Annotated in this window: 25 protein-coding genes and 1 riboswitch; of the genes, 12 read left to right on the forward strand and 13 right to left on the reverse strand. The window is 55.3% G+C overall.

Annotated features, from left to right (window positions below; all coding sequences use genetic code 11):
- Window positions 1-84: 84 nt before the first annotated feature.
- Window positions 85-708 (reverse strand): TIGR04211 family SH3 domain-containing protein, encoded by a 624-nt coding sequence (locus FD744_RS15240; protein WP_034828360.1) that lies wholly within the window; start codon window positions 706-708, stop codon window positions 85-87.
- 204 nt (window positions 709-912) lie between these two features.
- On the opposite strand from FD744_RS15240, the gene FD744_RS15245 reads away from it, so the two are divergent.
- The 3 genes from FD744_RS15245 (at window position 913) to hldE (ending at window position 6,669) form a co-directional block, all read left to right on the forward strand.
- Window positions 913-2,223 (forward strand): inorganic triphosphatase, encoded by a 1,311-nt coding sequence (locus tag FD744_RS15245; RefSeq protein ID WP_160868629.1) that lies wholly within the window; start codon window positions 913-915, stop codon window positions 2,221-2,223.
- Between the two features lie 31 nt (window positions 2,224-2,254).
- Window positions 2,255-5,113, forward strand: a complete 2,859-nt coding sequence (glnE, locus tag FD744_RS15250) for a bifunctional [glutamate--ammonia ligase]-adenylyl-L-tyrosine phosphorylase/[glutamate--ammonia-ligase] adenylyltransferase (protein ID WP_160868630.1) — start codon at window positions 2,255-2,257, stop codon at window positions 5,111-5,113.
- 128 nt (window positions 5,114-5,241) lie between these two features.
- Window positions 5,242-6,669: a bifunctional D-glycero-beta-D-manno-heptose-7-phosphate kinase/D-glycero-beta-D-manno-heptose 1-phosphate adenylyltransferase HldE gene (gene hldE / locus FD744_RS15255; protein ID WP_160868631.1), complete on the forward strand. Its 1,428-nt coding sequence runs from the start codon at window positions 5,242-5,244 to the stop codon at window positions 6,667-6,669.
- 236 nt (window positions 6,670-6,905) lie between these two features.
- Here the strand turns inward: hldE and FD744_RS15260 are convergent, their stop codons facing one another.
- Entirely contained in the window at window positions 6,906-7,211 is a 306-nt protein-coding gene (locus FD744_RS15260) for an accessory factor UbiK family protein (protein WP_034828368.1), read from the reverse strand.
- Between the two features lie 171 nt (window positions 7,212-7,382).
- A riboswitch (FMN riboswitch) is annotated at window positions 7,383-7,532 on the forward strand.
- 111 nt (window positions 7,533-7,643) lie between these two features.
- Between FD744_RS15260 and ribB the strand changes: the two genes are divergently transcribed.
- Window positions 7,644-8,300, forward strand: a complete 657-nt coding sequence (gene ribB, locus FD744_RS15265) for a 3,4-dihydroxy-2-butanone-4-phosphate synthase (RefSeq protein WP_034828370.1) — start codon at window positions 7,644-7,646, stop codon at window positions 8,298-8,300.
- A 219-nt stretch (window positions 8,301-8,519) separates the two neighbouring features.
- Complete coding sequence (gene ygiD / locus FD744_RS15270; protein WP_160868632.1) at window positions 8,520-9,305, forward strand: 4,5-DOPA dioxygenase extradiol; 786 nt, start codon at window positions 8,520-8,522, stop codon at window positions 9,303-9,305.
- Between the two features lie 37 nt (window positions 9,306-9,342).
- Here the strand turns inward: ygiD and FD744_RS15275 are convergent, their stop codons facing one another.
- From FD744_RS15275 to tolC, 3 genes are all read right to left on the reverse strand, one after another.
- The gene (locus FD744_RS15275) at window positions 9,343-10,506 is read right to left on the reverse strand and encodes a glutathionylspermidine synthase family protein (protein WP_160868633.1); all 1,164 of its coding nucleotides are present in this window, start codon (window positions 10,504-10,506) and stop codon (window positions 9,343-9,345) included.
- Between the two features lie 8 nt (window positions 10,507-10,514).
- The gene (locus FD744_RS15280) at window positions 10,515-11,204 is read right to left on the reverse strand and encodes a DUF1190 family protein (protein ID WP_160868634.1); all 690 of its coding nucleotides are present in this window, start codon (window positions 11,202-11,204) and stop codon (window positions 10,515-10,517) included.
- A gap of 141 nt (window positions 11,205-11,345) precedes the next feature.
- Window positions 11,346-12,818: an outer membrane channel protein TolC gene (tolC, locus tag FD744_RS15285; RefSeq protein ID WP_160868635.1), complete on the reverse strand. Its 1,473-nt coding sequence runs from the start codon at window positions 12,816-12,818 to the stop codon at window positions 11,346-11,348.
- 212 nt (window positions 12,819-13,030) lie between these two features.
- Here tolC and nudF point away from each other — a divergent pair, with 212 nt between their 5' ends.
- From nudF to FD744_RS15320, 6 genes are all read left to right on the forward strand, one after another.
- Entirely contained in the window at window positions 13,031-13,666 is a 636-nt protein-coding gene (nudF, locus tag FD744_RS15295; protein ID WP_058961938.1) for an ADP-ribose diphosphatase, read from the forward strand.
- The gene (locus FD744_RS15300; protein ID WP_034828381.1) at window positions 13,663-14,088 is read left to right on the forward strand and encodes a DUF1249 family protein; all 426 of its coding nucleotides are present in this window, start codon (window positions 13,663-13,665) and stop codon (window positions 14,086-14,088) included. Before nudF ends, FD744_RS15300 begins: the two co-directional genes overlap by 4 nt.
- 37 nt (window positions 14,089-14,125) lie before the next feature.
- Entirely contained in the window at window positions 14,126-14,953 is an 828-nt protein-coding gene (cpdA, locus tag FD744_RS15305) for a 3',5'-cyclic-AMP phosphodiesterase (protein WP_160868636.1), read from the forward strand.
- 3 nt (window positions 14,954-14,956) lie between these two features.
- Window positions 14,957-15,538, forward strand: a complete 582-nt coding sequence (gene yqiA, locus FD744_RS15310; protein WP_058961936.1) for an esterase YqiA — start codon at window positions 14,957-14,959, stop codon at window positions 15,536-15,538.
- Between the two features lie 47 nt (window positions 15,539-15,585).
- Entirely contained in the window at window positions 15,586-17,481 is a 1,896-nt protein-coding gene (gene parE / locus FD744_RS15315; RefSeq protein WP_160868637.1) for a DNA topoisomerase IV subunit B, read from the forward strand.
- Between the two features lie 67 nt (window positions 17,482-17,548).
- A complete protein-coding gene (locus FD744_RS15320; RefSeq protein ID WP_160833685.1) occupies window positions 17,549-18,448 on the forward strand; it encodes a LysR substrate-binding domain-containing protein in 900 nt (299 codons plus the stop codon).
- A 32-nt stretch (window positions 18,449-18,480) separates the two neighbouring features.
- On the opposite strand, the gene FD744_RS15325 is transcribed toward FD744_RS15320, so the two are convergent.
- Together FD744_RS15325 and FD744_RS15330 are read right to left on the reverse strand one after the other, a co-directional pair.
- Entirely contained in the window at window positions 18,481-18,789 is a 309-nt protein-coding gene (locus tag FD744_RS15325; RefSeq protein ID WP_058961933.1) for a putative quinol monooxygenase, read from the reverse strand.
- A 31-nt stretch (window positions 18,790-18,820) separates the two neighbouring features.
- A complete protein-coding gene (locus FD744_RS15330) occupies window positions 18,821-19,402 on the reverse strand; it encodes an NAD(P)H-dependent oxidoreductase (RefSeq protein ID WP_034828398.1) in 582 nt (193 codons plus the stop codon).
- Window positions 19,403-19,565: 163 nt separating this feature from the next.
- Between FD744_RS15330 and FD744_RS15335 the strand changes: the two genes are divergently transcribed.
- Complete coding sequence (locus tag FD744_RS15335; protein ID WP_045831819.1) at window positions 19,566-20,330, forward strand: transporter substrate-binding domain-containing protein; 765 nt, start codon at window positions 19,566-19,568, stop codon at window positions 20,328-20,330.
- Window positions 20,331-20,415: 85 nt separating this feature from the next.
- Here the strand turns inward: FD744_RS15335 and FD744_RS15340 are convergent, their stop codons facing one another.
- The 6 genes from FD744_RS15340 to FD744_RS15365 form a co-directional block, all read right to left on the reverse strand.
- Entirely contained in the window at window positions 20,416-21,279 is an 864-nt protein-coding gene (locus FD744_RS15340) for a ketose-bisphosphate aldolase (RefSeq protein WP_034828403.1), read from the reverse strand.
- Window positions 21,280-21,477: 198 nt separating this feature from the next.
- Complete coding sequence (locus tag FD744_RS15345; protein ID WP_160868638.1) at window positions 21,478-22,329, reverse strand: class II fructose-bisphosphate aldolase; 852 nt, start codon at window positions 22,327-22,329, stop codon at window positions 21,478-21,480.
- A gap of 9 nt (window positions 22,330-22,338) precedes the next feature.
- Window positions 22,339-23,430: a PTS fructose transporter subunit IIC gene (locus FD744_RS15350; RefSeq protein WP_034828408.1), complete on the reverse strand. Its 1,092-nt coding sequence runs from the start codon at window positions 23,428-23,430 to the stop codon at window positions 22,339-22,341.
- Window positions 23,431-23,441: 11 nt separating this feature from the next.
- Entirely contained in the window at window positions 23,442-23,756 is a 315-nt protein-coding gene (locus FD744_RS15355; protein WP_034828411.1) for a PTS fructose transporter subunit IIB, read from the reverse strand.
- A 24-nt stretch (window positions 23,757-23,780) separates the two neighbouring features.
- On the reverse strand, window positions 23,781-24,251 hold the full coding sequence (locus tag FD744_RS15360; protein ID WP_034828413.1) for a PTS sugar transporter subunit IIA: 471 nt from the start codon (window positions 24,249-24,251) through the stop codon (window positions 23,781-23,783).
- Between the two features lie 18 nt (window positions 24,252-24,269).
- The gene (locus FD744_RS15365) at window positions 24,270-25,832 is read right to left on the reverse strand and encodes a transcription antiterminator (RefSeq protein WP_097118136.1); all 1,563 of its coding nucleotides are present in this window, start codon (window positions 25,830-25,832) and stop codon (window positions 24,270-24,272) included.
- Between the last annotated feature and the right edge of the window lie 8 nt (window positions 25,833-25,840).

Consider the following 25,840-nt stretch of genomic DNA (forward strand, 5'->3'; position numbering starts at 1 on the left):
TGCATACTTTGGCTAAATATCGGGCACGCCAAAAGGGGCATCTTACGATCCCCTTGAAGAAAAGAACAAATCGGCGTGGCGGTTTTAGTTCATCCAGCGATCGTTTTTCTTGCGGCGCGGCACCATGTGCGGCAGCACCAAACCAAGCAGTAAGCCAACACCTAACACGCCGCCGCCATACATAAACCACTGCATGATGATGGTGCGCTGTTTGTCATCCAACTGGACGTTCGCGGCGCTGACTTTCTTCTGCGCGACAATCAGCTCATTTTTCAGCTTTTGATTTTCCGCTTTCAGGCCGTCAATGGTGCCGTCGCTGTTCGCCACTTTACTCTGCATTTCAGAAGTACGCTGATTCCAGCTGTTGTCGATATTCGCCAGCTTAGCGGTGAGATCTTTGACCTGTTGCTCCAGCTGCGGCACGCGAGTGCGCAGGCTCGGTTCGGCACTCAACTGGGACAGTGGGATCCAGTTGGTTTTCCCTTCGGCATCACGAATCTGGCCATATTGGGAATCGTTGTTGACCTGCAACAGGGTGACTTCCTCTCCGGCATTCAGCTTGCCAATCAGGCGATATTGATCGCCCGGGCCGCTGCGTACCCAAGTAGATAATTCATCGGAGATATAACGCTTTTCGTCAGCAGCATGAACGGGGGCGATGGCGCTAAATGCCAGCAAAGAAAGGGCAGCAAGTGTGATTTTTTTCATTCGATGTCGTTTTTTCTTAATGGCGTAAAATTACCGGCACAGTCTGGAGACGCTTCTCAAAAATCTGAATGAGAACTATCCTGGTCTCAATCTGGTGCGAAAAGGGTCGTAAAAGCACAAGAAAGCGGAGACAGCGGGCTTCCGGTGCATTACTCTTCGCCAGATTAAACTCGTAAGTGCCAGCAGCGTATTGAATAAAAAATTATGACCATCGAAATCGAATTAAAGTTCATTGCCACACCACAAGCCGCCGAAAAACTCGGTGAAACCCTTGCCGCGTGGCCACATCAGCACTTCGCCGCGCGCGAGCTGACCAACATCTATTTTGAGACCGATGACAATCAGCTACGTCGTTGGGACATGGGCCTGCGCATCCGCGGTGTCGATCAGCGTTATGAGATGACGCTGAAGGCCGCCGGAAAAACCGTGGGCGGTCTGCATCAGCGCCCGGAATATAACGTCGACCTCACCGAGCCAACGCTGGATATCGCCCAGCTGCCGGCTGAAATCTGGCCAGAAGGCACCGATGTGGCGGCATTACAGCAGCGCCTGCAACCGCTGTTCAGCACCCATTTCCAGCGTGAAGCCTGGCTGGTGCAGTTTGGTGAGAGCGAAATTGAAGTGGCGTTTGATCGTGGAGACGTTGCCGCAGGTGAATTGAGCGAGCCGCTGTACGAAGTGGAGCTGGAGCTGAAAAGCGGCCAGCGCGCCGACATGCTGAAGTTCGCTGAAGCCTTGATCACCGCAGGCGGCCTGCGCCTGGGCAGTTTGAGCAAAGCCGCGCGCGGTTATCAGCTCGCTCAGGGCAATCCTGCCCGTCCGCTGCGTGCGTTAGCGCTACAAAAAATCGGCGCTAAAGCCACAGTAGAGCAGGGCATGGTCAACGCGATGACCGCCGGTCTTAACCAGTGGCAGTACCATGAAGAAGTGTGGCTGCGTGGAAATACCGATGCCAAAGAAGCGGTGATGGATGCGCTGGAAACCCTGCGACAGGCGTTCTCGCTGTTTGGTGCGCTGGTGCCGCGCAAGGCGAGCAGCGATCTGCGCCAGAAGCTGACGCGTCTCGATGAGCTGTTAGCGGATGCAGAAATTGATGCGGAAACCGCCTGTTTTTCTACGGTCTCTGTTGATGCCCAGTTAGCACTTACTCACTGGCTGGTGGAGTCGCAATGGCAGAACTGGCTGGATGATAAGAGCAAAAGCAAGCTGCAGGGTTCGTTCAAACGCTTCAGCGATATCATGCTCAGCCGTATTGCTGCCGATCTGCGTGAGACCTTTGTCGACGTGCAGCTGTTTAACGAATTCCAGGACAAATCCACGCGCCTGAATCGCCAGCTTTTAGCGGTGCATCTGCTGGCAGGGGCTTATCCAGCGGAAGAGGTGAATGTCTGGCTGGCAGGCTGGCAGGAGCTGCAGCATGCGATTCGCATCCAGCAGGAGCGCGGGTTGATTCAACTGGTTAATCTGGCCATTCGGCCATCGCCGTTCTGGCTGAATAGCGGAGTGAAACGCTAAGTCGGACGCACAATCGAATCAGGGAGGGAAGATGTTGTTACCGTTACCGGCGCTGATGCAGGCGCAGTTAGCTATCGTGGCCGAGCGCCTGAATATGCCGCCTTCCGCCTTTACGGCAGAGCAGGCGGGCGCGCTGACCTTTAGTGACTTTATCGTTGATAACCTGCAGCAGCATCCGGAGTGGTGGCAACAGCTCCAGCAGCAACCGCCTCTACCAGATGAGTGGCAACACTACAGTTCCTGGCTAAATCAGGCGCTGGCGGGCGTGGAAAATGAAACTTCCCTGATGCGCGAACTGCGCCTGTTCCGCCGCCATATGTTGGTGCGTATAGCGTGGATGCAGGCGCTGCAACACGCCAGTACCGAACAGAGCCTGACGCAACTCAGCACGCTGGCGGAGATCCTCATCGCTGCCGCTCGTGATTGGGTGTGGCAGGATTGCAGCCGCGATTTCGGCACGCCGTGCAATGAAGCCGGTGAAGCGCAGCCCATGCTGATCCTTGGCATGGGCAAACTGGGCGGCGGCGAACTCAACTTCTCTTCCGATATCGACCTGATCTTTGCCTGGCCGGAAAACGGCGTGACGCAAGGGGGCCGTCGCGAACTCGATAACGCTCAATTCTTTACCCGCATGGGTCAGCGCCTGATCAAAGTGCTGGATCAGCCTACCGTGGATGGTTTCGTCTATCGCGTGGATATGCGTCTGCGCCCGTTTGGTGACAGCGGTCCGCTGGTGCTGAGCTTTGCTGCGCTGGAAGACTATTATCAGGAGCAGGGCCGCGACTGGGAGCGTTACGCGATGGTCAAAGCGCGCCTGATGGGCGACGACCAGGGCCACTGGAGCCAGGAACTGCAGCAGATGCTGCGTCCGTTCGTCTATCGCCGCTACATCGATTTCAGTGTGATTCAGTCACTGCGTAACATGAAAGGCATGATTGCCCGTGAAGTACGGCGTCGTGGCCTGAAAGACAACATCAAACTCGGGGCGGGCGGCATTCGCGAAACCGAATTTATCGTGCAGGTGTTCCAGCTCATTCGTGGTGGACGTGAGCGCTCACTTCAGCTTCGTTCCCTGCTGCCAACGCTGCAGGCCATCGGTGAACTGGCTTTGCTGAGCACGGCGCAGGTGGAACATTTGCGTGAGGCCTATCTATTCCTGCGTCGTCTGGAAAATCTGCTGCAAAGCATCAACGATGAGCAGACGCAAACGCTGCCGGAAAACCCACTCGATCGCCAGCGTTTAGCCTGGGCGATGGGCGCGGCGGACTGGGATGCGCTGATGGTGCAGCTTGAGCAGCAGATGGCAGGCGTGCGCAGTATCTTTGATGAACTGATTGGTGATGATGCGCCAGATGTTGACGATCAACCGCAGCTGGCTGAATTCGCAGGCCTGTGGCAAGACACGCTGGAGGAGAGCGATCTCATTCCTGCTGTGCCGCAGCTGAACGAAGCGCAACGTCATGCGCTGTACGAATCGCTAAACAGTTTCCGCCAGGATGTCAGTCGTCGCACCATCGGCCCGCGTGGGCGTTTAGCGCTTGATCAACTGATGCCGCGTCTGCTGAGTGAGGTTTGTCCGCGCGAAGACGCCGATGTGGTACTGGGGCGCCTGACACCGCTGCTGCTCGGTGTGTTGACGCGCAGCACCTATCTGGAGCTGCTGACGGAATATCACGGCGCACTGCGCCATCTGATTCGCCTGTGTGCCGCCTCGCCAATGGTCGCCAGCCAGTTGGCACGTTATCCGCTGTTGCTGGATGAACTGCTCGATCCCGCCACGCTGTACCAGGCGACAGCCACCGATGCGTATCGCGATGAATTGCGCCAGTATCTGCTGCGCATTCCTACCGATGATGAAGAACAGCAGCTGGAAGCGCTGCGACAGTTCAAGCAGGCGCAGCATCTGCGCATTGCTGCTGCCGATATCGCTGAAACGCTGCCGGTGATGAAAGTGAGTGATCACTTAACCTGGCTGGCGGAAGCCATTATCGAATCGGTGGTGCAGCAAGCGTGGCAAATGATGGTGCAGCGCTATGGTCGTCCTTCGCACCTCACCAGCAACAGCGAGCGTGGTTTTGCCGTGGTCGGCTACGGCAAACTGGGTGGCTGGGAGCTGGGTTACAGCTCCGATCTGGATTTGGTGTTCCTGCACGACTGCCCGGACGATGCGGAAACTGATGGCGAACGCGTGATTGATGGCCGCCAGTTTTACCTGCGGCTGGCGCAGCGCGTGATGCATCTGTTCAGCACGCGCACCTCCTCAGGCATCTTGTATGAAGTCGATGCGCGCCTGCGTCCGTCTGGCGCGGCGGGCATGCTGGTGAGTACCTTTGCCGCCTTGGATGATTATCAGCGTAATGAAGCCTGGACCTGGGAACATCAGGCGCTGGTGCGTGCGCGTATTGTGTTTGGTGAGACGTCGCTCTGCGATCGCTTCAATGACATCCGTCGCGGCATTCTTTGCCTGCCGCGTGAGCGTCCTGCACTGCAAAAAGAAGTGCGTGAAATGCGTGAGAAAATGCGCGCCCACCTCAGCAACAAACACAAAGGACGCTGGGAGATTAAAACTGATGAAGGCGGCATCACCGATATTGAATTCATCGCGCAATATCTTGTCTTAGGCTACGCGGCAGAGCAGCCTGCGTTGACGCGCTGGTCGGACAATGTGCGAATTTTTGAGTTGATGGCGCGTCAGGAGATCATGGATGCAGAAGAAGCGCAGGCGCTGACTCACGCCTATGTCACGCTGCGTGATGCATTGCACCATCTGGCATTGCAGGAGTTGCCGGGGCACGTCGCACCGGAATCTTTTGCTACTGAGCGGGCTGCCGTGCATCGCAGTTGGCAACGCTGGCTGGCTGCCACCGAATCTGATAGCGCGGAAACGTAAAATAACGCTTCGCCCCTTAGTGACCCGGCCTACAGGAAGGCGCGCTGCCCATGCACCTGTGGCTCGAAGTCTCATCGGGGTATGTTATTATCCGCGCATAATTTTGACCGTAGTCTGGAGTCTTTGGAATGAAAGTAACACTGCCCGCTTTTGGCAAAGCCGCTGTGCTGGTTGTTGGCGATGTCATGTTAGATCGCTACTGGTATGGCCCAACCAGCCGTATCTCGCCTGAAGCCCCGGTACCGGTGGTGAAAGTCGATACCATCGAAGAGCGTCCAGGCGGCGCGGCCAACGTGGCGATGAACATTGCTGCACTGGGTGCTGGTTCGCGTTTGATTGGCCTGACCGGTGAAGACGATGCGGCACGTGTGCTGAGTGAGACGCTGGAAAAGGTCAAAGTCGATTGTGATTTTGTCGCGGTGAAAAGCCATCCCACCATCACCAAACTGCGCGTGCTTTCTCGCAACCAGCAGCTGATCCGCCTCGATTTCGAAGAGGGTTTCGAGCAGGTTGATCCACAGCCTATTCACGATCGTATGCGTCAATCGCTGGCGCAGGCCGGTGCACTGGTGCTGTCAGATTACGCCAAAGGCGCGTTGAGCAGCGTGCAAACCATGATTCAGCTGGCGCGTGAAGCCAACGTGCCGGTGTTGATCGACCCGAAAGGCACGGATTTTGAGCGCTATCGCGGTGCGACTCTGCTGACGCCAAACCTGTCTGAATTCGAAGCCGTGGTGGGTAAATGCAAAACCGTGGAAGAGATTGTCAGCCGCGGCATGCAGCTCATCGCCGATTATGAGCTCTCCGCGCTGCTGGTCACCCGCTCTGAAAACGGCATGACGTTGCTGCAACCGGGCAAAGCGCCGCTGCATCTGCCGACGCAGGCGCAGGAAGTGTTTGACGTCACCGGTGCAGGTGACACGGTGATTGGCGTGCTGGCCGCCGTGCTGGCGGCCGGAGACAGTCTGGAAGAAGCCTGTTTCTTCGCCAATGCCGCAGCGGGCGTGGTCGTGGGTAAACTCGGCACATCAACCGTGAGCACCGTTGAGCTGGAAAACGCCATTCACGCCCGCCCGGACAGCGGGTTTGGTGTGATGACCGAAGCCGAGCTTAAAGCAGCGGTGGCGCTGGCGCGTCAGCGCGGAGAGAAAGTGGTGATGACCAACGGCGTGTTCGACATCTTGCATGCGGGCCACGTTTCCTATCTTGCCAATGCACGTAAGCTGGGTGACCGTCTGATTGTGGCGGTGAACAGCGATGCTTCCACCAAACGTCTGAAAGGTGAAACCCGTCCGGTTAACCCGCAGGAAAACCGTATGATCGTGCTCGGTGCGCTGGAAGCGGTGGATTGGGTGGTGCTGTTTGAAGAAGATACGCCACAGCGTTTGATTGCAGGTGTGTTACCGGATCTGCTGGTGAAGGGCGGTGATTATAAGCCGGAAGATATCGCGGGCAGTAAAGAGGTTTGGGCCAACGGCGGTGACGTGCGCGTGCTGAACTTTGAAGACGGTATCTCCACCACTAACATCATCAAGACGATTCGCAGCCACTCATGATGAGCATTGAGATCCCAGAAGATTCGCTGTCATCAAAAGCGAGCACTGGGGTTTTCAATGATTCGCAGCCACTCACGCGAGCACTAAGATTCCAGATGATTCGCTATCACTCACGGCGAGCGAAGAAGCAAGCGTATTCTGACTAAACAGGCGGCCTAATGGCCGCCTGTTGTTGTCTGCGAGCAATGTAAGCTCAGCGAGTGTTTTCGAGCAATATACGCCGCCGAGTCAGCGAATTACTGCGGAGTGTCGATCTTACCCGCCGGGTCCGGTGTCACCACCGCAGGCGCCGGTGCGGCTGGGCTCTCACTCTCCAGTTTTGCCAGGCGCTGTTCCAGTGCGGCCAACTTCTCGCGCGTGCGCAGCAGTACCTGCGTCTGCACATCAAACTCTTCACGATTAACTAAATCCATGCGGGTTAACTGCGCCTGCAATACCTGACGAATTTTCTTTTCGACATCGTCGCCAAAGTCGCGAATCCCTTTTGGCATGGCTTCATGGACCTGGCGAGCCAGTTGTTCAATTTTTTTCGTGTCGATCATGATGATTTCCTGGTTGCGGTGGCTGATAACAGCACGTGTTCCGACTCAACAAAGGTTAAGTGTAATGCCTGAAACGAAAAGGTTAAACCTGAATTCCGCATCGCAGTAAATGCAAAAGCATTTGCGCTTTTGTCGATTGCCCGTCCAGATGATTGGCGTTATAGTGACCTCGCTTATTCTCAGGGCGGGGCGAAATTCCCCACCGGCGGTAAATCAGCTTCGGCTGAAAGCCCGCGAGCGCTTTCGCTGCAAAGTGAAAGGTCAGCAGATCCGGTGTAATTCCGGGGCCGACGGTTAGAGTCCGGATGGGAGAGGGTAACGACATCAGCCGGGCTTACGCCCGCGTCACGTTTTTGCCATGTGTATTATTTGCGCACTCCTAAGCACGCCCTGGTTCTGGTAACTCATATATTTTTTATAAGGTTTTTTACCATGAATCAGACGCTTCTTTCTGAATTTGGCACGCCGGAACAGCGTGTAGAACGCGCCATCGATGCGCTGCGTAACGGTCGCGGTGTGATGGTGCTCGACGATGAAAATCGTGAAAACGAAGGTGACATGATCTTTGCCGCCGAAACCATGACCGTAGAGCAAATGGCATTAACCATTCGCCACGGCAGCGGCATTGTCTGCTTGTGCATTACTGAAGAACGCCGCCAGCAGTTGGATCTGCCGATGATGGTAGAAACCAACACCAGCTCTTATGGCACCGGCTTTACCGTCACCATCGAAGCAGCGGAAGGTGTCACCACCGGTGTTTCTGCCGCTGACCGCGTCACCACCATTCGTGCCGCTGTGGCAGATGGCGCGAAGCCGAGCGATCTCAACCGTCCAGGCCATGTTTTCCCGCTGCGCGCGCGCGAAGGCGGTGTGCTGACGCGTGGTGGTCACACTGAAGCCACCATCGATTTGGTGACATTAGCAGGCTTCAAACCCGCCGGTGTGCTGTGTGAATTGACCAATGACGACGGCAGCATGGCGCATGCGCCAGAAGCGATTGTGTTTGCCAAACAACACGATATGCCGGTCGTAACGATTGAAGATCTGGTGGCTTATCGCCGCGAGCGTGAAACGCGCCAGGCAAGCTAAGCCTCAGTTATCGTCATCAAAAGATCCGCGGCTTTCCAGGCTGCGGATTTTTTATAGCGCATAAGTACATCTTAAAACCCCATTTTCACCGTCCATCCACTCCGCCATTTCTTATTCAAATTCCCTGATAGAGATCATCACAGTTATCAGCGTTAATCCCGGCACGAAAGCGCGTATCGTAGCGGCTAATAAAGCGACACTTTCGTCAGAGGAACCATCATGAGCCACAACCGTATGCCCGCCCTGTTTTTAGGTCACGGCAGCCCGATGAACGTACTGGAAGACAATACCTATACCCGCGCATGGCAGCATCTGGGTGCAACATTGCCACGTCCGCGCGCCATTCTCGCGGTGTCGGCACACTGGTACACACGCGGTACGGCGGTAACGGCCATGCATAATCCTCGCACCATCCATGATTTTGGTGGCTTCCCGCAGGCGCTGTTTGATGTGCGTTATCCAGCACCGGGCTCGCCAGAACTGGCACAGCAAGTGATCGATTTGCTGGCACCGATTGACGTGCATGCCGACCAGGAGTGGGGATTTGATCACGGCTCATGGGGCGTGTTAGCCAAAATGTACCCGCAAGCCGATATCCCGGTGGTGCAGTTAAGTATCGATGGGACAAAACCAGCGGAATGGCACTTCGAACTGGGTCGTAAACTGGCATCGCTGCGTGACGAAGGGGTGATGATCGTCGCCAGCGGTAACGTGGTGCATAACTTGCGGATGCTGCGCTGGCAGGGTGCCGCCACAAGCTATCCATGGGCAGAAAGCTTCAATGAATTTGTGCGTGAGAATTTGAGCTTTGCCGGCGAAGCAGCGGATCATCCACTGGTGAATTATCTGCAACACGAAGGTGCAGAGATGTCCAACCCAACGCCAGAGCACTATCTGCCGTTGCTCTATATCCTCGGCGCGCGTGCCGAGGAGGAGTCGATCAGCATTCCGGTGGAAGGGATGGAGATGGGCGCAATCAGTATGCTTTCGGTGCAGGTCAGTTAATGCACTGGCCGCCCGTGTCTCACGGGCGGCACAGCATTTATTCGATAAAGGTATGCGGGTAGAAGCGTGACAGATCCTGAGTGATCAGCGCGCGATCTTCACGAATGCCGATACCAGCAGGTTGATCGTCAATCAGCCAGCTACCGATCAAGGTGTAGCTGTCGCCGAACTTCGGCAACGGATGGAATTGCTGGATGATCATCCCTTCTTCGCCGTACGGACCGTCAGCACGGGCGATCTCCTGGCCGTTTTCGATGATGCGAATATTGGCACCTTCACGTGAAAACAGCGGTTTCACCACGTACTTGTCCATCTGCGGGGCATTTTTATCATCGGCAAAGTAGGCAGGCAGCAGGTTGGGATGGTCAGGGAACATCTCCCACAATAGCGGCAGCAGCGCTTTATTCGAGATAATACTTTTCCATGCCGGTTCTAACCAACGCACACCGGCATCCGCCAGTTTGGTGGAGAACACTTCACGCAGCATGAATTCCCACGGGTAGAGCTTAAACAGGTTGCTGATCACCTGATCGTGCTGATCGGTAAACTGGCCTCTTTCACCCAACCCAATTTCATCGATATACAGGAATTCATTCGGCAGGCCGGCTTCGGTGGCGCAATCCTGCATGTACTGTACTGTGGCGCGATCTTCTTCGGTGTCACGGCAGCAGGCAAAGTGCAGCCAGTTAAAACCGTGCTCCTGATGCAACGCGGCAAAGCGCTCAATCAACTTTTCCTGCAGGCTATTAAACTGGTCACTGCCTTGTGGCAGGTTGCCCGCATTGACTTGATCTTCCAGCCAGATCCACTGGAAAAAGGCGGCTTCATACAGAGAGGTCGGCGTGTCGGCGTTATTCTCCAGCAGCTTGGCATCGCCTTTACCGTCCCAGGCTAAATCCAGGCGGGAATAGAGCGACGGCTGACGCAGCTTCCACGAGTCTCGTACGAAGTCCCAGGTGTGTTTGGGAATGCAGAAGCGGGTGAGCAGTTCATCACTGTTCACCACTTTTTCCACCGCCTGCAGACACATCTGATGCAGTTCAGCGGTGGTATCTTCCAATTGCTCAACCTGTGCGAGGGTGAACTGGTAGTAAGCGTCTTCACACCAATAAGGTTCACCGTACATGGTGTGAAACTGGAAGCCATATTCGTTGGCTTTTTCACGCCAGTCCGGACGTTCGCTGATAGCAATACGTTGCATATTGCGGCTTAGCCTCCCATCGAGCGGCTGCTGCCAGTGCTGCTGCGATTGGTGCTGGTGGCATTGCTGCGCTGCATGGTGTTTTGTTTCGCAACGGTTTCACCGAAGCCACCACGGGTGATGGTGGAGGTGGTCGCTGGCTTAGGTGCCATGGCGGTTTTCGGCACGTTCATGCTGCGGCCTGAGGTCGCTGCACCATAGTTTTTGCCGGAAGCATCGACAAACTGGCCGTTAGCCGGGCTGTTCGGGGTTTTCGGTGAGAACAGCGGTTGCTGCGCAAAGCCCGCGCCGCCGCCCATCATGCGACCCATCATGTAACCGGCCATCAGCGGCATCCAGAAGCTACCGCTCTGCTGCGCTTCGGCATTGTTGGTGCTACCGACACCGGCCTGGGCAGGTGTTTGCTGGCACTGATTCTCACCGAACTCTGCGACGCAATCTTCGCGCGTGGCGTATTTCGGTGCGGTGCGTTCGGCTTCTTTCTTCGCATTGTTATACGCAGTGGTACATTGCGCGCTCTGGCTAGGGTTAGCTTTCGCACAATCATCCGCGTTTTGGTACAGCGATACTGTCTCATCGCTTTGTTCGCAGCCAGCCAGCATAAACACTGCGGTCACCGCGAGTGCCACTGGCGTTAAATGGCGTGCCTGCCAGCTTTTACGAAAAGCGGCATGACGAATATGTTTAGTCCGTTTCATTATTTTCATCCTGTGCCCAAAGGTGGGGCTTAGGATAGGTGATGAGTGGTGGAAAATGAAGCGAGAAGCCGGATGGCTGGGGGATCTTTACGTTGTTATACGTTTGAATGCGAAAGGGGCCGCAAGCGGCCCCTTAAGGGATTAATTACCGAAAGGATTTCCGCTGCTGTGCGCGGCAGCCGGGCGCGCTTTCGCGGCGGCTGAAGGTGCCGAAGTTTTCGGGCCATTATCGACACGTGAAGCCTGCTGGCTGTTTTCCGGAGCCACCACTTCAGGTGCGGTGGTGATTTCCTTGCCCAGCGTGCTGTTCAGCTGCTGCAGGTCCTGCTCATTCAACGTACCCAGCGCATATTTGATGTTCAGCTGGTTAATCAGGTAGCTGTAACGCGCATCAGAAAGTTGCTGTTTAGAGTTGAACAGGGTTGTGGTCGCATCCAGCACATCAACGATGGTACGGGTACCCACCTGATAACCGGCTTCCATCGCATCCAATGAGCTCTGAGCAGACACAACGGCCTGTTTGTAAGCATCGATGCTGCTGATCGACGCGTTAACGTTGTTGAAGGACGAACGTACGGTCTGGATCGCACTACGATGTGCGCCTTCCAGCTGTTCGCTTGCGGCAACAAAGTTGTACTGCGCCTGTTTCACCTGCGAGGTCACCGAACCACCGCTGTACAGCGGCAGGGAGAAGCTCAGGCCAACCTGGTTGGAACCCGTGATGGAGTCAGTGGTGCCAGAACTCTGGTTAGCACGGCTGCCGCCATATTTGCTGTTAGACACACCAGTAGAGGCAGTCAGATCCAGCGTTGGCATATGACCAGATTCAGCAGAGCGAATTTGCTCGCGCGCCAGGTCCTGGCTCAAACGTGCAGATAACAGGCTGAGATTGCGGCTTTCAGCCTGCTTCAGCAAGGAAGCAACGGCATCCGGGCGTGCAGTTTTGAAACGATCGATATTCAGTGAAGCCAGTGCCAGATAATCCATACCGGTAATCTGACGCAGCGATTCCACCGCGTTATCAAGGTTGTTACGCGCGGTCACTTCGCTGGCCAGCACACTGTCGTACTGCGCACGGGCGTTCTGCACGTCAGTGATCGCCACCAGACCCACGTTGAAGCGTTGGGTGGTTTGATCCAATTCGCGGTAGATCGACTGTTTCTGCGCTTCTGTGTAAGAAAGGGTATCAATCGCCTTCAACACGTTGAAATACGCCGTTGCGGTATTCAGAATCAGATCCTGCTGTGCAACCTGATAAGTCACATCCTGAATCCCGGCGGTTTTTTCCTGCAGCGACAGCGCACGCCATTTCGACATATCGAAAATGGTTTGTGTTAATTGCAGAGAAGCGCTGGTCGTGTTGGAATGAAGACCGCTGCTGTCACGGTAACCGTTGTTATAGGTATAATCTGCGCCCAGACCGAGCTGTGGCAATAAAGGGCTACGCGCTTCGTTAATTTTCTCAAAGGCTGCATCACGGTCAGCGGCTGAAGCACGCAGATCCGGGTTGCTAAGGCGCGCCTGCTGGTAAACCTGCAACAGGTTCTCTGCCTGGCTGGCAAGGCTAAATCCGCCCAGGCTCAACCCAATAAAAAGTGGGAGCAGTTTTTTCATTTGCATTCCTTTTGTTGCAGCAAATTGCACTGGTAGTGCTGCAGGTAAGCCAAAAAATAATCGCCGATTCTACAGAGGCGGCGTCAGAGATAAGTTGGCTGAACGTGCCTTCTTCCCCTAATTTACGTAAATAATTCAGAAAGAACCACTCGGACGGAGCACAAGGGTTGGCTTTTCTTCGCTCCATCCCAATCTGCATAAGGAACCAGATGATGGCGGGTGAAAAAAAATCCCCTGTGACTTTCACAAAAAACGATGTAGAAATTATTGCACGCGATACACGCTACGATGGTTTTTTTTCCATTATTAGCTACCGTTTCCGCCATCGCCGCTTTAATGGCGAGATGAGCGGTGAGGTGGTACGCGAAGTTTTTGAGCGCGGACACGCCGCCGTGCTGCTACCCTATGATCCCTTACGCGACGAAGTGGTGCTAATCGAACAGATTCGCATCCCGGCTTATGATTCCAGCCCAACGCCCTGGCTGCTGGAAATGGTGGCCGGTATCATTGAACCCGGTGAAACGCCGGAAGATGTGGCGCGTCGCGAAGCCGGAGAAGAAGCAGGCCTCAAGGTCGGGCGTGTGAAACCGATAGTGAATTACTTAGCCAGCCCAGGCGGAACGTCTGAACGTTTGTCGGTGCTGGTGGGCGAAGTGGATGCCAGCCTGGCAGAGGGAAATCACGGGCTGGAGGAAGAGAATGAGGATATTCTTGTCCATGTGGTGAGCCGCGAACAGGCTTATCGCTGGGTGGAAGAGGGGATTATTGATAACGCGGCATCTGTCATCGCCCTGCAATGGCTGGCGTTGCACCATGAAAAACTACGACAAGAGTGGAAGCTAAAATGAAACAGCGCTATACCCCTGACTTTCCCGAAATGATGCGATTGTGCGAAACCAATTTCGCCCAACTGCGTCGCCTGCTGCCGCGTGATGACGAGGCAGGCGCGTCGGTGATCTATCAGGTGAGCGGCGCCCGTTATCAGCTGACTATTCAAGAGTCGACGCGTTATACCACGCTGGTGGAGATTCGCCAGGTGGCCCCGGCAGTAAGTTACTGGAGCCTGCCATCCATGTCCGTTCGGCTGTACCATGATGCGATGGTCGCTGAAGTGTGTTCCACTCAGCAGATCTATCGCTTCAAAGCGCGCTATGATTACCCTAATAAAAAACTGCATCAGCGCGATGAAAAACATCAGATTAACCAGTTTCTTGCAGATTGGTTGCGCTATTGTCTGGCGCACGGCGCTGTAGCAGTGCCGGTCTGCTGATAGCATACAACTATGGCGTGGAGAGAAAGGAAACGCTTTGGATAGCCTGCTTACTCTTCCTGCGGCAAATGGGGCCGATATCAGGATTTTACAAATCACGGACACCCATCTTTTTGCAGGAAAACATCAATCGCTGCTTGGGGTAAATACCTGGTCGAGTTTTGATGCGGTGCTGGACGCCATCATGGCACAACAGCGCGATTATGATTTGATTATCGCCACCGGCGATCTCGCCCAGGATCACACCGTCGAAGCTTATCAACACTTTGTAGCGGGCATTTCACGCCTGCCGAAACCGTGTGTCTGGCTGCCGGGGAATCACGATTTTCAGCCCGCGATGGTCAATACGCTCGCCGATGCCGGTATCGCTTCCGATAAACATGTGCTGTTGGGTGAGCACTGGCAGCTGGTGCTGCTGGATAGTCAGGTCTTTGGTGTGCCGCATGGCATGTTAAGCGAATACCAACTCGAGTGGCTCGACAAGGCGCTGCGCCTGCATCCTGAGCGCCATACGCTGGTGCTGCTGCACCATCATCCGCTCGCTTCCGGCTGTACCTGGCTGGATCAGCATAGCTTGCGCAATCCCCATCAATTAGAAGCGGTGCTGCAACACTTCCCGCGTGCGCGTAATCTGGTGTGTGGCCACATTCATCAGGAATTAGATCTCGACTGGCATGGTCGTCGCGTGCTGGCTTCTCCTTCGACCTGCGTGCAGTTCAAACCGCATTGCACCAACTTCACCATCGATAACGTCGCGCCAGGTTGGCGCTGGTTAACTCTGAAGGCAGATGGCTTACTGGAGACCGAAGTGAATCGTCTGCAAAGCGATCTGTTCCGCCCCGATTTAGATTCCGAGGGCTACTAAGCGATGGCGGCGCTGATCTATCTGCACGGATTCAACAGCTCTCCGCAATCGGCCAAAGCCACACAACTGCAGCAGTGGGTAGCGCAACATCATCCGCACATTAATGTTCTGGTGCCGCAGCTGCCCACGTTCCCCGCCGAAGCCGCCAGCATGCTGGAAGAGCTGGTGATGCAGTACGCCGGTGAACCGCTCGGCCTGGTGGGATCGTCGCTCGGGGGCTACTTCGCTACCTGGCTCTCGCAATGCTTTATGCTGCCTGCGGTGGTGGTCAATCCAGCGGTGCGCCCGTTTGAGCTGCTGGTGGATTACCTCGGCGAGAACCGTAATCCCTACACCGGCCAGCAATATGTGTTAGAGTCACGCCACATTTACGATCTGAAAGTCATGCAGATTGACCCTCTCGAAGCGCCCGATTTACTCTGGCTGCTGCAACAGACCGGCGATGAAGTACTCGATTACCGCCAGGCGCTGGAATACTACAGCGCATGCCGCCAAACGGTCGAAGAGGGTGGCAATCATGCTTATATCGGATTCGAACGCCATTTTGCGCAGATCATTGATTTTCTGGGACTAAATGCTCCCTGATTGCTGCGAGATGGACCCCTATTCCTATTGCTAATCAGACAGTTACGATGAGCCAATCAAGTTATAATGCCGATGCCATTGAGGTCTTAACCGGCCTTGAACCGGTGCGTCGTCGTCCGGGGATGTACACCGATACCACGCGCCCAAACCATCTGGGCCAGGAAGTGATCGATAACAGTGTCGATGAGGCGCTGGCGGGTCACGCCAGGCGCGTGGAAGTGATCCTGCATGCGGATCAGTCACTGGAAGTCATCGATGACGGTCGCGGCATGCCGGTAGATATCCATCCGGAAGAGGGTGTGCCAGCGGTTGAGCTGATTCTTTGCCGTCTGCATGCGGGCGGTAAATTCTCCAACAAAAACTACCAGTTCTCCGGCGGCTTGCACGGCGTGGGGATTTCGGTGGTCAACGCCCTGTCAAAACGCGTTGAAGTCACCGTGCGCCGCAATGGCGAGATCTACGATATTGCCTTCGAAAATGGCGATAAAGTGCAGGATCTGACGGTGACCGGCACGGTCGGCAAACGTAACACGGGCACGCGCGTGCATTTCTGGCCGGATGAGAGTTTCTTCGACAGTCCACGCTTCTCGGTGTCGCGCCTGACGCATGTGTTGAAAGCCAAAGCGGTGCTGTGTCCGGGCGTGGAGATCGTGTTTAAAGACAAGGTCAATGATACCGAGCAGACATGGCTCTATCATGGCGGCCTCTCTGATTACTTATCAGAAGCAGTCAACGGCCTCCCCACCTTGCCGGAAAAACCCTTTGTCGGCAGCTTTGCCGGTGATGTGGAAGCGGTGGATTGGGCGTTACTATGGCTACCAGAAGGCGGCGAACTGCTGACCGAAAGCTACGTCAACCTGATTCCCACTATGCAAGGCGGGACGCACGTTAACGGTCTGCGTCAGGGCTTGCTGGATGCGATGCGTGAGTTCTGCGAGTTCCGCAATATCCTGCCACGCGGCGTAAAACTGTCTGCGGAAGATATTTGGGATCGCTGCGCCTACGTGCTGTCGGTCAAAATGCAGGATCCACAGTTCGCCGGTCAAACCAAAGAGCGTCTCTCTTCGCGTCAGTGCGCGGCATTTGTCTCGGCTATCGTAAAAGATGCTTTCAGCTTGTGGTTGAACCAGAACGTGCAAGCCGCCGAAATGCTGGCCGAACTGGCGATCTCCAGTGCTCAGCGTCGTATGCGCGCGGCCAAGAAAGTGGTGCGTAAAAAGCTCACCAGCGGACCCGCACTGCCGGGCAAACTGGCAGACTGTAGTGCACAGGATCTGAATCGCACCGAACTCTTCCTGGTGGAAGGGGACTCCGCAGGTGGATCGGCCAAGCAGGCGCGCGATCGTGATTATCAGGCGATCATGCCGCTTAAAGGTAAGATCCTGAACACCTGGGAAGTCTCATCGGACGAAGTGCTGGCCTCGCAGGAAGTTCATGATATTTCTGTGGCGATCGGTATCGATCCCGACAGTGAAGATCTGAGCCAACTGCGTTACGGCAAGATCTGTATCCTTGCGGATGCGGACTCCGATGGCTTACACATCGCCACCTTGTTGTGTGCGCTGTTTGTGAAGCACTTCCGCTCGCTGGTGCAACATGGCCATGTTTATGTCGCCATGCCACCGCTGTATCGCATCGATCTCGGCAAAGAAGTCTTTTACGCGTTGGATGAAGACGAGAAAGAGGGCGTGCTAGAGCAGCTGAAGCGCAAGAAGGGCAAACCGAACGTACAGCGCTTCAAAGGTCTGGGTGAGATGAACCCGCTGCAGCTGCGTGAAACCACGCTCGACCCGAACACCCGTCGTCTGGTGCAGCTGACAGTCAGCGATGATGATGTCGAGCAGACGCTGCGCGTGATGGACATGCTGCTGGCGAAAAAGCGTTCTGAAGATCGCCGTAACTGGCTACAGGAAAAAGGCGACCTCGCCGACCTGGAAGCTTGATGACCTGGGACGCTGCGGCGTCCCTTGTTATTTGGGCAAGCCAAACATTTTTACCGGGGAAAGGAACGTGAAAATCACACTGGAAGAGCTACGCGCCTGGGTGGCGGTGGTGGATACCGGCTCAATCACAGCGGCGGCCGAGCAGCTCGATCAAACCAGTTCTGGTATCAGCCGGGCGTTGAGTCGGCTGGAAAGCAAATTACAAACCACGCTAATGCACCGCACCACGCGGCGTCTCGCGCTTACCGAGGAAGGCTTGATCTTCCTCGATCATGCGCGCCAGATCCTTTCGTCGGTAGAACTGGCAGAAGAGCAGATCGCCCAGCGCCGAGACATTCCTTCAGGCAGATTGCGCATCAATGCCAACGCCCCCTTTATGCTGCACGTGATCGTGCCGCTGGTGGCGGAATTTCGACAGCGTTACCCGCTGATTCAGCTGGAGTTGAATACCGACGACATCATGATCGATTTGCTGGAGCAGCAGACCGATATCGCGATTCGCGTCGGGGAGTTGCGTGATTCTACGCTGCGTGCCCGCGTGCTGGGCAGCAGCGCCACGCGTTTAGTGGCGAGCCCGGCTTACCTGCAGCAGTATGGCAGCCCGGAATCAGTTGAGGCGTTAGCAGCTCATCAGCTGCTCGGCTTCAGTCAGTTGGATGCACACAATGTCTGGCCTGTTTGGCAAAGTGAGGGTGAGTTTTTGCAGATTAAGCCCACGCTGTCGGCTTCCAGTGGCGAGACGTTGCGTCAGCTGGCGTTAGCAGGACAGGGCATTGCGCGCCTGTCTGATTTTGTCAGCCGTAAAGATCGCGAGCGGGGCGATTTAGTGCAGGTGCTGGAGCAGGAAACGCGCGAATGGCGCCTGCCGATTCACGCCGTGTATTACCGTAATCAATCTCTGACCTCGCGCATTACCTGTTTTCTCGATTTTCTGCGCGAGAAGATAGAACAAGATCGCCTGCTATAAAAAAGCCCCTGCATAGGCAGAGGCTTAGACGATTAACGAACCGGCTCTAATACCAGGATCTTCACATCCACCACATCGTCTTTAATCGTGGCGCGATGCGCATCCATATGCGGCATTTGCTGATGCTGCTCAAGATGGCGCAGCGATTCCCACTGCTCCAGCATGAAAATGGAATCTGGGGAATTTTGCTTCCACGGCACCTGCGCCTGATGGTCAACCAGCGCGTCATACTGATGGCAACCCTCTTCTTCCAGCACGGTGGGGATCAATTTATTGATGGCATCCAGCACCACATGACGGCGGCCTGGCTTGACGCAAATTTCTGCAACGACGGTTAACATAGCGCTTCCTCTTTTCCCGGTGTGCTTACAGTTAAGCAAAGATCTGGCTGAGATGAGTCCGATAACGTTCGATATCGCGCGGCACGTCCGGCATCTTGATCACATCGTTACAGATAAAGGTCGGTAAACCTTCCATGCCAAGGAACTGGTTGGCTTTGTGGAAGTGCAGATAGAGACCATCCACGCCCACGCCTTCGAAGAACTGCTCAGGATCATTAAACGCTTCCAGCGGTGCATTCCACGTCAGCGACAGCATGTATTTTTTGCCCTGAATCAGACCGCCTGAACCGTACTTTTTGCCCGCATCGCTGCGCGTACGGCCATCACTGGCATACAGTGAACCGTGGCCTTCGGTGAACACGTCATCAATGTATTTTTTCACCGTCCACGGCTCGCCCATCCACCAGCCAGGCATCTGATAAATCACCACATCGCTGTCGAGATATTTCTGCACTTCTTCTGCCACGTTGTAATCGCTGTCTGCAAGGGTGACCACCACGTTATGGCCCAGATCGCGCAGCTGGCTGGCTGCCACGTCAGTGAGGGTGTGATTCAGTTCGCCTTTCGAGTGGGCAAAAGTTTTACCGCCGTCGATGATTAAAATATTGCTCATGGATGATTCGCTCCGTTTCCCGTTGATGGCGCACACTGTACGCGCGCAGGCGAAGCAAAAAAATGCGTGATTGATCACAAGACTTTTGCTAATAAAGCAACAATGCGCAGGGCTATGCAACAATCCGCGCGCAAACCAACATCAACATAAAAAAGAAGAAACCATGAAAACCGCGATACTGAGTGCATTACTTCTGGTGAGTGGCGCTGCGTCGGCGCAATCCCACCTCGACGAGATTCGTAGCAGTAAAACCCTGAAAGTCTGTACCACGGGAGACTACAAGCCTTACAGCTATCTGCGCAGCGATGGGCAGTATGAAGGGCTGGATATCAGCATGGCGCAGTCACTGGCGGCAAGTCTGGGCGCCAAAGTGCAGTGGGTGCCGACCACCTGGAAAACCATGAGTGACGATTTCGTGGCGAAGCAGTGTGATATCGCGCTGGGTGGCGTGTCCGTTACCTTAAAACGCCAGCAGATAGCCTGGTTTGCCGAGCCGCTGGGTGTGGATGGCAAAATCCCGCTGGTGCGCTGTGATGATAAAGACAAATACCAAACCGTCGCGCAGATCAACAAGCCGAGCGTGCGGGTGATTGAACCGGCTGGCGGCACCAATGAAGCCTTTGTGCACAGCCACTTACCGCAGTCGACGCTGCAACTGGCCGATAACGTCGGTATTTTCCAGCAGCTGGTGGATAAGAAAGCCGATGTGATGATTACGGATGCGTCCGAAGCATTGTTCCAGATGAAGCATTACCCCACGCTGTGTGCCATCAATCCGGATAAGCCGATGCAGTATGGTGAGAAAGCCTACATGATTCCGCGTGATGATATGAGCTGGAAACTGTATGTCGATCAGTGGCTACATCTCAGCACCGCCACCGGCGAATATGCGCAGATCGCCTCGCAGTGGCTGGGTGTGATTAAGTAAACTCAGGCCTGATGCATCGCGCCGCTACTGGAGCGGCGCGATTATTGCGTGGCTCAAAAGGGGCAACGTGGCCCCATTCGAGCACTCAGCGATACAAACTCGCTTTACCCAATCCACCAAACAGATTCATCTTGTAGCGAATCACTGCTTTGGCGGCGGTAATCGCTTCCGGATAAATCACATTGGGATCCCACCAGGTTTCACGCGCCAGAATTTCGCGCAGTTTAGCGAAGTAGGCGTACTTCATATCGCTGGAAATATTGATTTTGCCCACGCCGAGGGTCACCGCCTCAGCAATCTCCGCATCCGGGTTAGCAGAACCACCGTGCAGCACCAGCGGAATATCGGTGCGTTGAGCAATATCCTTCAGAATATGCATCTGCAGTTCCGGCTTCATATCTTTTGGATAGATACCGTGTGCGGTGCCAATTGCCACTGCCAGGGTATCGACGCCGGTGCGCTGGATAAAATCTTCTGCCTGCGCCGGTTCGGTATAGATCACCTTGCTAACGCCACCTTCCACGGTGGTGCCGGTATCGCCAATGGTGCCGAGTTCACCTTCCACCGACACGCCCACCGAATGCGCCAGCTTCACCACCTCTTTGGTCAGCGCCACGTTCTCTTCGTACGGCAGCAGTGATCCATCGATCATCACCGACGTAAATCCACATTGGATGGCGCGCAGCACCTGCGCAATCGATGCACCGTGGTCGAGGTGAATGGTGAAGGGCACTTTGCTCTTCAGCGTGCGTTCCCGCACATAGCCAAAGAATTCATCGGTCACAAACTCCAGCTCACTCGGGTGAATCGAGATGATCGCCGGAGTGTTGGTGGCTTCGGCTTCCTCCACCACGGCACGGATAAAGCAGCTGTCTGCCACGTTAAATGCGCCGATGGCGTAGCGGTGTTCACGAGTCGGTGCCAACATCTCTTTCATTGAAATCAACATGTTAATATTTCCTCAACGTGAGTTTTACCAGAGCCGACGCGTGCGCCGACCCGATGATGGATAAAAAGGGAAATGCTTCTGCATCCTGTTGCTGCACGATTTATCGCGCGGTATCTTGCCGCTGCTTTAAATCGCGATGACCGAAGCGGCTTTTCAGGTGCGTATTCATGCGTCAAATCACGTGCGTTCGTTTCAGCACTACGCTTTGCCAGCCGATCCCGACCAGCTCAGATACTCAATCACCACTTCACGGCAGGCGGATTCCATCAGCCCAAGCAGATCGGCCAGTTCCGCGTGCGGATGCTGTTTCAGCGCCTGCTCAACCGCGTTTTTACCGGCATCAAACACGGCGGCACCGACGTTAATCTTCGCTACACCATGCTGACTAACGCGGCGAATATCCTCGGCGGGTGTGCCCGAACCGCCATGCAGTGCCAATGGGCGTGTTGAGACCGCATGCAGCTCCTGCAAGCGCTGGAAATCAATCTTCGGCTTCACGCCTGCCGGATAAAGGCCGTGCGCGGTGCCCACTGAAATCGCCAGCAAATCGATATCGGTTTGCTCGATAAACGGCAGCACGTCGGCAACCTGCGTCATCTTCACGGAGGCATCGGCTAACTCGTAGGTCGGCGCATCGGCGATATGCCCCAGCTCGCCTTCGACGCAAACGCCAGCGGTGTGCGCCATCTTCACTACCGCTGCGGTCTGGCGAATATTTTCGGCCAGCGGATCGGCAGAGGCATCGATCATCAGGCCGGTAAAGCCGGCGCGAAACGCCTGACCAATCAGCGGAAAGGCCTTGCCGTGGTCCAGCGCAAGGGCAACCGGTACCGTGGCGTCTTTCGCCAGCGCCTGCACCAGCGGCACGGCCACGGCGGGTGGGAAGTGCGTGCTGTGACCCTGATAGACATTCAATATCAGCGGTGCACGCTGCTGTTCGGCGGCCTGAATCGCCGCCCGCGCGGTTTCAAGGTTGAAGCAGTTTATCGCCAGCACGGCATACTGCTGCTTAGCGGCGGCCTGAATCAGGTCATTCATCATGGCAAACATGGTGGCTCCTTATTCCAGTGTGAATTTGATCTCTTCGTCGCGGACGCCAGGGGCTTCCACGTCATCGAACTCTTCATCTGCCTGCGTCACTGGTTTCTTCATCAGCGACAGCATCACGCCGCATACCACGGTGCCGATGCCCAGCGCCAGACAGAACATCAGCGGTTTGGTGAACAGCGGCACCACAAACATGCCGCCGTGCGGCACTGGTGCTTCCACGCCCCACACCATAATCAGCCCACCGGCGATGGCAGAGGCCACCACGCAGCTGCCGACCACACGCAGCAGGTCACGCGCCGCAATCGGAATCACCCCTTCGGTAATCATGCAGATACCCATCGGGAAGGCGGCTTTCAGCGCCTCTTTCTCCGCTTTGGTGTACTTATGGCGCGTCAGCAGATACGACAGCGTGATGCCAAACGGCGGAATCATTGAGCCGACAAACTTCACTGCTTCCGGGCCATAAATTCCGTCGACCAGCATGCCGTCGGCGAACAGCGACATGGTTTTGTTGATGGGGCCGCCGAAGTCAAAAGTCGCCATCGCACCCAGCACCGCACCCAGCACAAACTTCGATCCGCCCTGCATCGATTCCAGCAGATGAATCAGCGCCTTCTGCAGCCAGACAATCGGCTGGCCAATAAAGGTCATCATCAACAGACCGGCGATGATGGTGCTCAACACCGGCAGCACCATAATCGGCATCAACCCCTGCATCGACTGCGGCAGCTTAATGGTGCGGCGCAACAGCAATACCGTGTAACCCACCAGGAAGCCGCCGAGCATACCGCCGATAAAACCGGTGCCGATCTGCCCGCAGATAAAACCGACGATCAAACCGGGCGCAAAGCCGGGACGATCGGCGATGGAGTAGGCGATGGCCGCGCTGATCAGCGGCACGATCAAGCCCATGCCCCAGCCGCCGATCTGGTTCAACATCCAGGCGATAGTGCCGGTTTGCTTGCCGACATCCGGCCCGCCAATCACCTGGCCGAGCGCGATACAGATCCCGGCGGCGACGATTAGCGGGATCATCCAGGATATCCCGGTGAGCAGATGGCCTTTGATCTCTTGTCCGTACTGACGTTTGTTGTCGTTCATGATGGATCTCCTCAGGCACGCGCCAGTGAATCCGCCACTTTTTCGAGGAATTTCACCGGTGACTTGATCACCACTTCGGTTTTCACTCGTACGATGGGTTTGCCCTGAAAGCGTTCTTCACCGTTGATCTTCACATCAATGGCGAGGATCACCACGTCAGCGGCGGCGATGTCTTCACGCGTCAACGCGGTTTCAGTGCCGATGGTGCCCTGGGTTTCAACGTGGATGGTGTGGCCCAGTGCATGAGCGCCTTTGATCAGTTTTTCACGCGCAATATAGGTATGCGCGATGCCTGCCGTGCAGGCCGCTACACAGACGATATTCATGTGTCACCTCAAAGAGTTAGGGGATTAACAGAGGTCGGTTTCGGCGTACTGGCTAAACAGCCGGATGATATTGCTGGGGTCGTTTTCCACCAGCAGTTGGGCTATCACCTCATCATCGGCCAGCGCGCTGGCCACCTGCGACAACAGGCGAATATGGGTAGTGTTCTGATCTTCCAGTCGCACCGCGAACAGGATGATGCAGCGCACCTGGCTGCCATCGAGCGTTTCCCAGGGGATATCCTGTTGGGTACGACCAATGGCTAATGTGGTGTGTTGGACGGCGGAAGACTTGCCGTGCGGAATGGCAACGTGGTTTTCGAACCCGGTAGAGCCCTCAGCTTCACGCAGCCAGACATCTTCAATAAAGGCTGCACGATCGGTGATGGCGCCGTCCTGATACAGCAGATCGGTCAGTTCGTTGATCACTTCTTCTTTGGTGGTGGCGGTGAGCGCCAGGTTAACGCGGCGTGGCGTCAGAATGCGGGAAATGTCCATGGGTTTTACCTCATTCAATTAATGTTCAGCCAACGCGCAGTGCGCGCCGTCCGGCAGCTGGCTGCCAATCATGGCGTCAGTGACCCGCCGGATATCGTCATCGTTAAAAAATGCACTCACATACACTGCCGGAATAGGCCCGGCGTTGAGATGGATAGTGGTGATCACTAAATCCACTGTCTGGTTCTGACAAAACGCGGCGTGATTGCTGGCGGAGACGACACCCGCGATTTCCCAGTCAGGGAACGCCCGCAAGATGCGGCTCTTCAGCAGATGCGACGTCCCCACGCCGCTGGAACACACCACCAGAATGCGTTTATGGGCAATTTGCCGCTCCAGCGCGGCCTGGAAATGCACGCAGAGATAACCGATTTCGTCGTCAGCCACTGGCGAAAGCCCATAAGTGCGAGCAGTTAATTGCATCGCCTGGTGCGTTAACGAAAATATGCCTTTCATTTCCTGCTGAATATCCTCCAGCAGCGGATTGCGAATATGAATATGATATTTGAGTCGATTTAATAGTGGCTTTATATGCACCAGTAAGCCGTCAAATAATAATCGGTCCTGCGCTAAATCTTGCTGAATAAAGGCTGCGAAACGATCAATTAATTCACAGGTTATTTTTACGGACTCTGCGGTGCAGAATTGATTATGCATCGGCGCATTATCGCCGCGCTCTTCCACCACAATGCCGGATGACACGATATATTGATAAATAAAACCCACTTCATCGGCGGGCAGGGCACAGCACATCCGCTGTTCAATCTGCGTCACCATTTGCTGGGCAATCAGTAAAATGCGCTGATCGAGATCCTGCATTGTGGCCAGAGTTGCCAGTGCCAGCGCATTCCCCTGCGCCATCCGGTGCATCATGATCAGAATATGGGTGCAGAGATTCAGATACCAGGCATCGCCCAGCGGGTAACTGAGTTGCTGCTCCATCTGTTGCAGCAGCGTCTGCACAAAAGCCACATCCTCATCGCCAAAATAATGCACCAGTGCCTGCTGGCTGCCGGGATCGAGACGTGGCAACAGCGGCGTTCCGGCAACGTTTTGCTGCATCACATCATTGATCAGGGAGACCATTGCCTGACGCAGCGCCTGTTCGTTACCTTCGATATGGGTGCCACCTGGCCCACGTTGCAGCGTCAAACCCAACGGTTGTAGCCACTCTTCAATCACTTTCAGGTCATTCACAATCGAGGCGTGGCTGATAAAATAGCGTTCCGACAGCTTACTGATAGAGGTCGCACGCGGGGCGTCACTCAGCAACTGCGAGGCAATTTTTACTCGGCGGCTGTTTTGCCCCAGCGCATCGGCACTGCTTTCATCGCCGTTGAGTTGCTGCTCCAGTTGCAGGCGCTGCTGGATATCATCAACCCGCAAACGCACGCCGCGGCCTGGGGTTTTCTCCAGCGTCAGTGACCAGCTACCAAGCCAGCTTTCCAGCCACTGCAAGTCGCGCTGAATCGTCTTTTCTGACACGCCCAACTGAAGGGCTAATTCTCTGATCGGCTGCGGTGCAGCATGTTGCAACAGCAGTTTGACTAAACGGTGTTGTCGCGAAGTCAGTATTTGCATTCGGTCAC

The organism is Pantoea sp. Taur, from assembly GCF_009830025.1.
Taxonomy (GTDB): Bacteria; Pseudomonadota; Gammaproteobacteria; order Enterobacterales; family Enterobacteriaceae; genus Pantoea; species Pantoea communis.